Raw genomic sequence first — 254 nt, 5'->3', positions numbered from 1 at the left:
GCGGCTCGGGCAAGTCCACCCTGGCGTTCGATACCATCTACGCCGAGGGCCAGCGACGCTATGTGGAGACCTTCTCCGCCTACGCCCGGCAGTTTCTGGACCGGATGGACAAGCCGGCGGTGGACCTGATCGACGGCATCCCGCCGGCCATCGCCATCGAGCAGAGCAATACGGTACGCACCTCCCGCTCCACCGTGGGCACCATGACCGAACTGAACGACTACCTGAAGCTGCTCTTCTCCCGCCTGGCTCAC

General features: G+C 65.0%; 1 protein-coding gene. It reads left to right on the top strand.

The window, feature by feature from the left end; genetic code table 11:
• Positions 1-254 (top strand): hypothetical protein (locus B3520_RS06740; protein WP_286875738.1); only part of this gene is annotated, 254 nt, incomplete at both ends.

Source organism: Marinimicrobium sp. UBA4509, from assembly GCF_002388575.1.
Taxonomy (GTDB): domain Bacteria; phylum Pseudomonadota; class Gammaproteobacteria; order Pseudomonadales; family Cellvibrionaceae; genus Marinimicrobium; species Marinimicrobium koreense.
Note: the sequence above shows the minus strand (reverse complement) of the source record. Positions and strands in the feature narration are given on the sequence as shown.